We start from the raw sequence: 10,923 nt of genomic DNA, 5'->3' as shown, positions 1-10,923 counted from the left end.
CTCTTTGCCACCGTCGTCCTTGCCACCATCCTCCCTGCCGCCTGCATCGGTGTCTTCGGGCCGCCGGCCGGCGCCCCAGCCCTATCCCGCCGCGCAGCAGCCCCCGGCTCCGCAGGGCATGCCCCCCGGCTGGCAGGTGGGGCCTCAGGGCGTGCCCATGTCCTATGGGCCGTCCAGCAACCCCGAGACCGGCTCGGTGAAGCGCAAATATTACACCGCGCCGATCCCCCAGGCCTCCACCCTCCCCCTGCCCAAGGCGAAGGCGGGGGAGGATTGAGGTGACGCCGGCCCTGCCGTTCGCCGGCATCGACGGGTGCCGCGGCGGCTGGATCGTGGCCCGGTGGGACGGGGCGGACAATCTGCGCCTGTCCCGCACCGCCACCGTCGCGCCCCTGTTCGAGGCGCCGGACGCGCCCGACATTGCCGCCATCGACATGCCCATCGGCCTACCTGAACGGGTGGGAGCGGGCGGGCGCACGCCCGAGCGGCTGGTGCGGCCACTGCTCGGCATGCGGCAATCCTCGGTCTTCTCGGTGCCGGCGCGGGCCGCCGTGATGGCGGGCGTGGGGCCGGGCGACGAGACCACGCGCTACCGTGCCGCCTGCGCCGCTGCGCTTGCCACCTCCGATCCGCCGCGAGCGGTGGCCAAGCAATGCTTCCACCTGTTCCCCAAGATCGCCGAGGTGGACGCGCTGCTACGGGAGCGCCCCGGCCTCGCTGACCGGCTGGTGGAATGCCACCCGGAGGTGGCCTTCTGGGCCATGAACGGCCAGGCCGCCCTCGACCAGCCCAAGAAGGTGAAGAACCGGCCCCATGCGCCCGGCCTCGACCTTCGGCTTATGCTGTTGGCGGCGTCGGGCGTGCCCACCGCCCTGCTGAACGCGCAGACCGCCCGCGCGCTCGGCGCAGGGCTGGACGACCTCATCGATGCCGCGGCCTGCGCCGTCACCGCCAAAAGAGTGGCCGAAGGCAAGGCCTTGCGCTTTCCCGACCCACCGGAAGCCGACGCCTTCGGCCTGCCGGTGGGCATCCTGGCCTGAGCGGGATTTTCTCTTAAGTCGAATTCCGGCCGCAGCCTCCCTCTCGCTATGCGCGATGGGATGGGCTCATGACACGGACCGTCTCGCCATGCCTCACGCGCGTATCCGCCTCTCTTCCCTCGCCGACAAGATCGTCTCCGCCGAAGAGGCGGCCGCCCACATCCAGGACGGGATGATCGTGGGCATGAGCGGGTTCACCCGCGCGGGAGAGGCCAAGGCGGTGCCCATGGCGCTGGCCGCCCGCGCCAAGGTGGCCCATGCCGCCGGCGAGCCCCTGAAGATCACGCTCATCACCGGCGCCTCGCTGGGCAACGACCTCGACAAGCAGATGGCGGAAGCCCACCTGCTCTCGCGCCGCATCCCGTTCCAGTCCGACCCCGCGCTGCGCAAGGCCATCAATGCCGGCGAGGTCATGTTCGTGGACCAGCACCTGTCGGAGACGGTGGAGCACCTGCGCACCAACCAGCTCGGCCCGGTGGACGTGGCGGTGATCGAGGCGGTGGGCATCACCGCGCAGGGCGGCATCATTCCCACCACCTCGGTGGGCAATTCGGCCACCTTCGCCATCCTCGCCAAGAAGGTGATCGTCGAGATCAACCTCACCCAGCCCATGGAACTGGAGGGGCTGCACGACATCTACATCCCCACCCGCCGGCCGTTCCGCGAGCCGATCCCGGTGGTGGCGCCGGAGAGCCGGGTGGGCCTGCCCTTCATCCCGATCCCGGCGGAGAAGATCGCGGCCATCGTCATCACCCAGAAGCTGGACAGCGCCTCCAACGTGCTGCCGCCGGACGACGAGACGGCGGCCATCGCCTCCCATCTCATGGAGTTCCTGAAGCACGAGGTGAAGATCGGCCGGCTCACCAACCGCCTGCAGCCGCTGCAGGCCGGCATCGGCACCATCGCCAATGCGGTGATGCACGGCTTCATCGAGAGCCCGTTCTCCGACCTCACCATGTATTCGGAGGTGCTGCAGGATTCCACCTTCGACCTGTTCGACGCCGGCAAGCTGAACTTCGCCTCCGGCTCGTCCATCACCTTGTCCAAGACCAAGCACGACCAGGTGATGCCGCGCATCGCCGACTATAAATCCCGGCTCATCCTGCGCCCGCAGGAGATTTCCAACCATCCCGAGATCATCCGCCGGCTTGGGCTCATCGGCATCAACACGGCGCTGGAATTCGACATCTTCGGCAATGTGAACTCCACCCATGTGGGGGGCACCCACATGATGAACGGCATCGGCGGCTCGGGGGATTTCGCACGCAACGCCTATCTGTCGGTGTTCGTGACCAAGTCCATCGCCAAGGGCGGCGCACTCTCTTCCGTGGTGCCCATGGTGAGCCATGTGGACCACACCGAGCACGACGTGGACATCCTCGTCACCGAGGTGGGCCTTGCCGATCTGCGGGAGCTGGCGCCGCGCGAGCGGGCGCGGGTGATCATCGACAAGTGCGTCCACCCGCTCTATCGCGACGCGCTGGACGATTATTTCGCGCGGGGCTGCGCGCGGGGCGGCCACACCCCGCACATCATCGAGGAAGCGCTCTCCTGGCACGTCAAGGCGCGCGAGACCGGCTCCATGCTGCCGGAGCAGGAGCTGAAGATCGCCTGAGCAGGCGATCCTGCGACGGCGCCCGGCTATCGCAGCCGAAAGAAGCGGGACGGGTGCTCGTCACAGGGAAACTGCACCGCGGTCTGGTTGAGCCCCGTCGATCCGCCCGCGATGGTCAGGCACAGCCCGCTGTTGACATTGACCAGCCGGAACAGGCCGCCGTCAAACGGCGCGTAGAGCCAGCGGCGAGAGGGATGATCGTCGCAGCTATATTGCACCGAAGGCGTATTGCGATCGCTGTTCCCGCCCGCCACCGTCAGGCAGAGATTGCTGTTCACGTTCCGTATCTTGACGATGTTGCCCTCGATGGGTTCGATGACCCAGGCCCGCGAGGGATGCGTATCGCAGTGGTACTGAACGGTCTGCTCGTTCTGGTTGTCGGTCCCGCCGGCAGGGCTCAGGCACAGATTGCTGTTCGCATTGGCGATCTGGACCCGACCGGAGGGAGGTGGCGCCGCCCCGGCCGGAGCGATGAGCGCGGCCATGCAGATGACGATCGTACAAACGGAAGCGGCGCATCTGACGGCGCCATGCCAGTTGAGCATTGTGCCATTCCTTCTGCTCAGCCAAGAATGACCCCCATGGGTCTCTTCTAATCATGGCAACCGGCAAGGGCGCATCCGCCATTTGAGGGACGAGACGATCCGAATACCTTTGTTGAGGAAGAAGAGATCGGGATTTCCAGTCCTCGGCTACGTCCTGCGCGAGGCGTGGAACGCCCTTCGGGGCACCCCCTCTTAGGCTCCGGCCTCCTCGCCTCCGCTCGCACGCGGGTGGGAGACAGGGCTTCACGGCGCGCGGCGTTCCATTCCCCGCCATGCCACCGCTCCTGACCGGCCATGTCCTCAGACCGGGCCTGCCGGCTGGCCCTTGGCGCCCATTGGTGATAGGCGAGCGGCAATCCCATCACCGGAGCCGCTCCATGACCGCCGATATCCGTCCCGTGACCCGCGCCCTTCTCTCGGTGTCGGACAAGACGGGTCTCGTGCCGTTCGCCACGGCCCTCGTTGCCCACGGGGTGGAGCTGGTCTCCACCGGCGGCACCGCCAAGGCCATCGCCGAGGCCGGCCTGCCGGTGAAGGACGTATCCGACCTCACCGGCTTCCCCGAGATGATGGACGGCCGGGTGAAGACCCTTCACCCCAAGGTGCACGGCGGCATCCTCGCCATCCGCGCCGATGCCGGCCACCAGGCGTCCCTCGCCGAGCACGCCATCGCCCCCATCGACCTCGTGGTGGTGAACCTCTATCCGTTCGAGGCCACTGTCGCCCGCAAGGCCGATTTCGACGAGACCATCGAGAATATCGACATCGGCGGCCCGGCCCTCATCCGGGGCGCGGCCAAGAACCATGGCGACGTGGCCGTGGTGGTGGAAGCCGCCGACTACGAGGCGGTGCTCAACGAGATCGCCGCCCATGGCGGCACCACCCTGCCCCTGCGCCGCAAGCTCGCCCAGAAGGCCTATGCCCGCACTGCGGCCTACGACGCGGCCATCTCCAACTGGTTCGCCCGCGAGCTGAAGGAGGAAGCCCCCGCCTTCCGCGCCTTCGGCGGCAAGCTCATCGAGGCGCTGCGCTACGGCGAGAACCCGCACCAGTCCGCCGCCTTCTACGCCTCCGACGAGATCCGTCCCGGCGTCGCCACGGCGCGGCAGGTGCAGGGCAAGCAGCTGTCCTACAACAACATCAACGACACCGACGCCGCCTTTGAGGCGGTGGCCGAGTTCCACCCCGCCCGCACCGCCGCCGTGGTGATCGTGAAGCACGCCAACCCCTGCGGCGTGGCCGAAGGCGCTTCCCTCGCGGAGGCCTATGCCAAGGCGCTGGCCTGCGATCCGGTGTCGGCCTTCGGCGGCATCATCGCGGTCAACCGCACGCTGGATGCCGCCTCCGCCCGCGCCATGGTGGAGATCTTCACCGAGGTGATCGTCGCCCCCGACGCTACGGAAGAGGCCATCGCCGTGGTGGCCAGCAAGAAGAACCTGCGCCTGCTGCTCACCGGCGCCCTGCCCGACCCGCGCGCGCCCGGCCTCACGGTGAAGACGGTGGCCGGCGGCCTGCTGGTGCAGGGCCGCGACAATGCCAGCGCCGACGACCTCGACCTCAAGGTGGTCACCAAGCGCGCGCCCACGGAGCGGGAGCTGACCGACCTGCGCTTCGCCTTCCGCGTGGCCAAGCACGTGAAGTCCAACACCATCATCTATGCCAAGGACCTCGCCACCGTGGGCATCGGCGCCGGCCAGATGAGCCGGGTGGACTCAGCCCGCATCGCCGCCCGCAAGGCGCTGGACGCCGCCGAGGCTTTGGGCCTGGCCGAGCCGCTCACCAAGGGCTCGGTGGTGGCCTCCGACGCCTTCTTCCCCTTCGCCGACGGCCTGCTGGCGGCGGTGGAGGCGGGCGCCACGGCGGTGATCCAGCCCGGCGGCTCCATGCGCGACAACGAGGTGATCGCGGCGGCGGACGCGGCGGGCCTCGCCATGGTCTTCACCGGCGTGCGCCACTTCCGCCACTGAGGACCGGCGAGGAAAGGGGCGACCGCCTGCGGGGCCTCTGCGAAAGCGCCTTGAGCGGTCGTGCTCTCCTCTCCCCTTGCGGGACAGGGTTGGGGGTGAAGGGGCGGTGCCACCCGAAACGCCCGTCCGCCCAGGACCGAGCACACCCCTCACCCCGGCCCTCTCCCGCAAGGGGAGAGGGGGACCGGCTTTTGTCCTGGCCATTGGGGACTTTTACAGGGCGGCCACAAGGGGAGAGGGGGCGCGAGGCGCGGCGGCCGGGACAGCAGCGCCCGCCCCTACCCCGCCAGCAGCGTCTTCACCAGCAGGCGGTCCACATAATGCGGGCCGTCGAACACGAAGACCTCGAAGTCCTCGTAAGCCCGAAGCTGGGGCAGCAGCTCCGCCGCCGTGGCGGCGCGCAAAAGGTCGCCGCCGGCCGGGCGGAAGGCCTCGGCGATCAGCCTGAAGCGATCCCGCCCCAGTCGCTGCGTCAGCACCTGCGCGTAGGAGCGTGCCGCCTCCGGCGCGCGGGTATGAACCCCCACCCCGTCCTGGAAGAACAGCCCCACGTCCTGCGGCAGCCAGCCTTCGACCCAGTCGGCGAAGGCCTTGGCGCCCACGTTGGAATTGTCATAGGCGCTCACCCACAGCGGCCGGGGGATGTGGGCGATCGCCGCCGCCATCTGGCCCACCCCGGTCCAGGTCGGGTCCGCCTCCACCGGGAAATAGAAGCCCGCGGGCGTGAACGGCAGGCTCTGCCGCGCGACCTGTGCCGACAACGCGCCGAGCGCCAGCACCTCGCGCCGGGCATCCGGTTCCTTGAAGCGGCCGGCGAGGCCGGCGATGATGGCCTGCGCCCACGGCTCGCGGGCGATGCGGCTCCAGTTGGGCGCATCCGCGATCAGCGACAGGCCGAGGTCGGGCAGCGGCACGAAGGCGGTGCCGTCGGCCACCAGCCATTGCACCAGCAGGCTGCGGGCGCCCAGCTCGTTCCAGTCGCCGCGCGGGTCCAGCAGGCCGCCATGGACCTGCCAGACGATGCCCTCCATCAGACGCGGCGCGCGGCCGGGCCGCCGCACCGCCAGATCCAGCCCCGCAAGGCCGGCCCCGGCCACCACCGTGGCGCCGAGGGCGAGCGCGGCGCGGCGGCTCACCAAGGTCATGGCTTGCCCCATCTGAGGTCGCCACCGGCGGGATGAAGAAACGGGCTGGCCCGCCGTCTCACAGGGCGGCGACGGCTTGCCGGCGCTCCTGCTCGCGCACCGTGGCCTCGATGGCCTCTTCCTTCACGATGCCGCAGCGCACGAGATATTCGCCGATCCGCCCGTCCACGTCCGGGCGGTACTGCTCCATGGCCGCCTCGAACGCCTCGCGCTGCATCAAGCCCTTTTCCAGCAGCAGCTCGCCCAGCAGCGGCGGCGCCCGGTGACCCTCGATGCCGGGGGTGACGCCGCGCAGCAGGCGCAGGCCGCCATTGATCTCGCTCTCGCGGGCGATGCGCTGGACCGGCAGGTCGCCCACCGCCTCGCGCACCTCCTCCCGGGCCTTCTCGCCGAGGGGCGACGAGACCGCCACCACCAGGCGCCCGGTCTCGTCGCGGCCCACGGGCAGCAGGCGCCGGCGCACCATCAGGTCGAGGGGCAGCAGATCGTGGAACTGGCGCACCATCTGCTCGGTCACATGGGTGCGCGGCAGGCCGGACTGGAAGGCGATGGCCTCCGCCAGCGTCTCCTCGTCGAGCCAGCCGCGGGAGACGAGGATGCGGCCGAGGGGCTGCTGGCGCTCGTCCTGCGTCGCGAGGGCGGCGTCCACATGCTCCGGCAGCACCGCCTGCCAGGTGAGCAGCAGCTCGCCCAGCCGCTGGCGCTGCTGGCCCAGTTCCGCCTGGTCGGGGAAATCGTGCATCGTCTTGTCCCAGACGATGCGGCGGCCGAACAGGACATTGGCCAGGAACAGCCGCCACGCCCGCACGGTGGCGGCGAAATTGACGAAATTGCCCATCACCACCCGCGGCACGGACATGAGCCCCTGCTCCCAGCCATAGACGCGGGCGACGAAATAGAAGCGCTGGATCAGCCGCAGCGCGAAGGCGACAGCATTGGCGGTGAGCACCGCCAGCAGCCAGCCTTCGGTGGCGAAGATGGAAGGGTAGCGGGCCGGCAGCCAGCCGAGCTTCTCGGCGGCGAGGAAGATGAGGAAGTGCGCCGCCACCACATAGGCCAGCACCGCCACGATGGAGGTGACGATGCCCTTGCGGTCGCGGAACAGGAAATATTTGGTGGCAAGGCTGCCGCGCCAGCCCATGGTGCCCCAGCCCTGGAAGGCGATGCCCAGCCCCCAGCGCGCCTTCTGCCGGTAGGAGGTGCGGAAGGTGTCGGGGAAGAATTCGCGCACGCACAGGGGCATGCGGATGACGCGCTCGATCTGCGGCCCGAAGCCGAAGAAGGTCTCGCGCGTCACCCGGTAGTCCACCGGCAGGCGGGCGATGATGGACTGCATGCGCGCCTCGGCCAGGCGCGCGCTGATGTCGTAATCCTCGGTGAGGCTGCCGGTGTTGAAGACCTCGCCGTTCCCGTCGGCGAGAAGATGCAGCATGGCCTTGCGCGAGAAGCAGGTGCCCACGCCTGCGGACGGCACCGAGCCGGCGATGCTCTCGCGCACCACCAGGTCCTTGGCGTGCCATTCGGCGAACTCGTCCATGTAGATGCCGGCCACCAGCTCCGACCAGTGGCGCTCCAGCGACAGCACCGGGATCTGGATGAGGTCCTTGCGCGGCAGCAGATAGTTGAAGAAGCGCAGCTCCAGCGGGTGCAGCACGTCCTCGGCGTCGTGGAGGACGAGGCCGGCGAACTCGGTGCCGGTCATTTCCTCGTGCTGGAAGATGGCGCGCACCACGGCGTTGAGGCAGTCCGCCTTGTTGGTGGGGCCGGGATTCTTCACCTCCACCCGCACCAGCTGCTTGTAGCGCCGGCGCATGCGCTCCACCTCGGCGATGGTGTCGGGATCGTTCGGGTAGGTGCCCACGAAGATCACGTAGCGCCGGTAGTCGAGCACGCTCACCATGTTCTCGATCATGGCCGCGATCACGCCGGATTCGAGCCAGGCGGGAATCATGATGGCGAGCGGCTGCTCGTCCCGCTGGTAGAGGGCGGCGGGGGTGAGCGGGCGGATGAACGGCTCAATGACGAAGCGGCGGTAGATCCGCCGCCCCCAGTACCAGGCATCGACGAACAGGTCGTCGAGGGAGGAGATCAGGATGATCACCGCCACCACCGCCGCGGCGTATTCCACGACGCGGATGTAATCGGCCAGGAGGAACGGCCAATAAAGGGACAGTCCATCGAGGGAAAGGGCGGTGGACATGGCGGTGATCTTTCCTGCGTCAGTTGCCGCGACGGCGCACGTAGGAGGCGCGGATCAGCAGCAGGAAGAACAAGGCGGCGGCGCCGATGCCCAGCGGCAGGCCCCAGTCCGACGAGTTCTGCCACAGCCGCTGGAGGGTGCCGGCGGGTCCATCGGTGTCGGCCACCCGCACCGTGCCCGGCGCGGCGCCCGAGGCGGAGAGCTCGGTGAGCGTGCCGTCCACCCCCACCAGGGCGACGTCGCCTCGGGACAGGCGCACCGGCTTTTCCGGCGTCATGGCCACCGGGCCGATGCTCTGCCAGACGATGCCACGGGCGTCGTCCGCGCGCAGGGCCTGCACCAGCGCCACGTTCTTCAGGCCGGAGATGTCGAGCAGGCGCGCCTTGTCGTCGGTGCCGACGATAAGGCGGTCGCCTTCCACCCGGGCCTTGGGGGTGATGCCCTGCACCGGCACGTCGAGGGCGAGGAAGGCCCCGGCGGCGCGGAAGGAGGCGCCGGGCCCGGCCACCTCGAAGCTGCTGGTGCGGGCCGGCACGCCGGCCGCCGCCGCCGCCCGCACCACGCGGGGCAGGCTCGCTTTGGCGGTGGCGAGATAGGTGTCGGGCACCACCAGGCGGCCGCCGGAGGCCATGGCCGCGATCACCCCGAGGAAATCGCCGCCGGGGGCCGCCCCGCCCAGTTCGAAATGGCTGGTGGGCAGCACCGAGACCGGAAAGGCCTGCGGCGTCTCGCGGCAGCGGTCGCTCACCGGCTGGCGCTGGAAGGTTACGCGCAGCACGTTGCGAGCGGCCAGGGCATAGGGCGGCACGGCGGCGGTCAGGTGCTCGGGATGGCCGGTGGCCTCCAGCCGCTTGGCGGCCAGCAGCACGTCGTTGAGGAACACCGCCACCACCGGCTCCGAGGTGGAGGCACCGGGGGCGGCGGCCACGTCGAGGTTGAGCCGGCTCGGCAGGGAATGACCGCCGGTGGCGGCGGCCAGATCGAAGCTGACCACGAAGTCGCCGCGGGCCAGCACGTCAAGGTTGGCCTCGGCCGGGCCGAGGCTGGCGAGGGCGACGGTGGAGGGCTTCTGCGGCGCCGCATCCACCGCGCGGATGGTCACCGCGCCGGAGGCGAGGGAGGTGCGCCAGAAGCTGTCGAACAGCGCCGTCGCCTTGCCGCCGGCCGCGCCGCCCACCGCGATCACCGGCCGGCCGGCGAGGGACTGCAGGCTCACCTCGTCCGCCGCCACGGTGGCCGCGCCGAGGCTCGCCGCCCTGGCGCGCCAGTCGGTGAAGGCGGTCGAGGCCGGGCCCAGGCGGGCGCCGAGGGCATCCAGCGCGCTCTTGATCCCCGTGAGCAGGCCGGCGTCGGCCACCGCCACGTCGGCGCCCAGCGGCGAGCCCGGCAGCACGAGGAGGGCGCCGAGATCCGCCGCATCCTTGATGCGATATGTGCCGGTCCCGACGAAGTTCGAGAACGGCGCCACCGCGCGCAGCGAAGCGGGAACGTCGAGGCCGGAGAGGTCCACCTCGTCGCCGATGGCCGGCAGGGTCTTCACCACCAGGCGCTTGCCGGCGGCTTCCAGCGCCAGCCCCAGCCGCCAGGCGGTGTCATAGGTGTCCTTGGTCAGCCTCCCGCCCGCCACCAGCAGGCTGCCCGCGCCGGGCATGCCGCTCCAGGCGGTGGCAAGGTCGCGCACAGCGCCGGCCTCGTAAGAATAGGTGAAGCGGCTTTTCGGGCTGATCTTCAAGACGTTGCCGATGCCGCGCTCATCCGCGCACAGATATTCGCCGATCACCGACGACCAGGCGGTGCCCAGGCGCACGAAGCCGGTGGGACGCGGCTTGCCGTCCACCGCGATGGTGGCCGAGGCGCTGCCGCCGTCGCCTTCCAGCCGGCGGGAATAGACCGGGGTGCCGTCCACCGAGAGCACGAGCGTGGTGCGCCCGCCGTCGCCGCGCAGGTATTCCCCGTCGAGGGCGATGGCCGCGTCGCTCAGCGGCACGCCGGCCGGCACGGGAAGATAAAGGTCGCGGCGCGCATCCATGCCCTGGAGCACCACCGGCCCGTCGATGCCGAGGTCGGACAGGGTGTAGGAGCGCGTCACCCGTGTGTCCGCCGCCCGTTCCTGGATGGCTGAGACGATGGGGTCCGCCGTCTGCGCCAGCGCCGGGGCCGCGCCGAGCAGGCCGGCCAAAAGACCGGGGAGAAGGCCTGCCGGCAGCAGCACCGCCGCGAGCCGGGCGGCCAGCGGGCGTACGGATGCTCCGGCTGCCATGGCGCGGCCGCGCGCCGGGAGAACGGCAGGCGGGAGAGCCGGCGCGAAAGCGGGATGGTGTCTCATGTCAGTCTCTCACGAGCATGGCGGCGAGGCCGGCCGGACGCCGGGGCGCGGGCGCAGCGGAGGGAAAGGCGGGGGAGGGCAAGGC

Annotated in this window: 7 protein-coding genes and 1 pseudogene; 4 read left to right on the top strand and 4 right to left on the bottom strand. The window is 70.2% G+C overall.

All coding sequences use genetic code 11. The features are described 5' to 3' along the window. The 3 genes and pseudogenes from K9U41_RS19210 to K9U41_RS19200 all read left to right on the top strand — a co-directional run. Positions 1-277: pseudogene (locus K9U41_RS19210) on the top strand (hypothetical protein); the annotation flags it as partial. Position 278: 1 nt separating this feature from the next. Then, the gene (locus K9U41_RS19205; protein ID WP_282642473.1) at positions 279-1,040 is read left to right on the top strand and encodes a DUF429 domain-containing protein; all 762 of its coding nucleotides are present in this window, start codon (positions 279-281) and stop codon (positions 1,038-1,040) included. 88 nt (positions 1,041-1,128) lie between these two features. Next, positions 1,129-2,655 carry an acetyl-CoA hydrolase/transferase family protein gene (locus tag K9U41_RS19200; RefSeq protein WP_282642472.1) on the top strand — a complete coding sequence of 509 codons (1,527 nt, stop codon included), beginning with the start codon at positions 1,129-1,131 and terminating at the stop codon, positions 2,653-2,655. Positions 2,656-2,681: 26 nt separating this feature from the next. Here K9U41_RS19200 and K9U41_RS19195 read toward each other — a convergent pair whose 3' ends face one another. Further along, positions 2,682-3,140 (bottom strand): RICIN domain-containing protein, encoded by a 459-nt coding sequence (locus K9U41_RS19195; protein ID WP_282642471.1) that lies wholly within the window; start codon positions 3,138-3,140, stop codon positions 2,682-2,684. Between the two features lie 437 nt (positions 3,141-3,577). Here K9U41_RS19195 and purH point away from each other — a divergent pair, with 437 nt between their 5' ends. Beyond that, complete coding sequence (gene purH / locus K9U41_RS19190) at positions 3,578-5,167, top strand: bifunctional phosphoribosylaminoimidazolecarboxamide formyltransferase/IMP cyclohydrolase (RefSeq protein ID WP_282642470.1); 1,590 nt, start codon at positions 3,578-3,580, stop codon at positions 5,165-5,167. A gap of 278 nt (positions 5,168-5,445) precedes the next feature. Here purH and K9U41_RS19185 read toward each other — a convergent pair whose 3' ends face one another. Genes K9U41_RS19185 through K9U41_RS19175 form a run of 3 tightly spaced genes read right to left on the bottom strand, consistent with a single transcriptional unit; the run spans position 5,446 to position 10,772 of the window. Further along, positions 5,446-6,312 (bottom strand): hypothetical protein, encoded by an 867-nt coding sequence (locus K9U41_RS19185; RefSeq protein ID WP_282642469.1) that lies wholly within the window; start codon positions 6,310-6,312, stop codon positions 5,446-5,448. A 58-nt stretch (positions 6,313-6,370) separates the two neighbouring features. After that, positions 6,371-8,512, bottom strand: a complete 2,142-nt coding sequence (locus K9U41_RS19180) for a glycosyl transferase family protein (RefSeq protein ID WP_282642468.1) — start codon at positions 8,510-8,512, stop codon at positions 6,371-6,373. A gap of 19 nt (positions 8,513-8,531) precedes the next feature. Next, entirely contained in the window at positions 8,532-10,772 is a 2,241-nt protein-coding gene (locus tag K9U41_RS19175) for a cellulose biosynthesis cyclic di-GMP-binding regulatory protein BcsB (RefSeq protein ID WP_282642467.1), read from the bottom strand. Between the last annotated feature and the right edge of the window lie 151 nt (positions 10,773-10,923).

Source organism: Xanthobacter autotrophicus, from assembly GCF_029991245.1.
Taxonomy (GTDB): Bacteria; Pseudomonadota; Alphaproteobacteria; order Rhizobiales; family Xanthobacteraceae; genus Xanthobacter; species Xanthobacter autotrophicus_C.
This window is presented reverse-complemented; position numbering and strand designations above follow the sequence as displayed.